Here is a 282-nt window from a genome sequence, read left to right as displayed (position 1 = left end):
GAAAGTAGTGATTCCACGGATATTGCTATTGCTACACCGGAAATTTCCAATTATTCCCCCCTCCAAAAACAATCAGATTCCACAATTAATCCCACAAATATTGTTACACCGGAAATTCCTAATTATACCCCCCTCCAAAAACAACCGGATTCCGCAATTAATCCCCCAGACAGTAGTGATTCCACAGATATTATTACACCAGAAATTCCTAATTATAACCCTCTCCAAAAACAATCAGATTCTACCGTTGACAACATTCCCAAAACCGAATCCACATCAACA

General features: G+C 39.0%; 1 protein-coding gene. It reads left to right on the top strand.

What is annotated here, in order from left to right:
* On the top strand, positions 1–282 hold a 282-nt coding region (locus tag PL9631_RS26530), incomplete at both ends, for a hypothetical protein (RefSeq protein WP_197046539.1).

Source organism: Planktothrix paucivesiculata PCC 9631, assembly GCF_900009265.2.
Taxonomy (GTDB): domain Bacteria; phylum Cyanobacteriota; class Cyanobacteriia; order Cyanobacteriales; family Microcoleaceae; genus Planktothrix; species Planktothrix paucivesiculata.
This window is presented reverse-complemented; position numbering and strand designations above follow the sequence as displayed.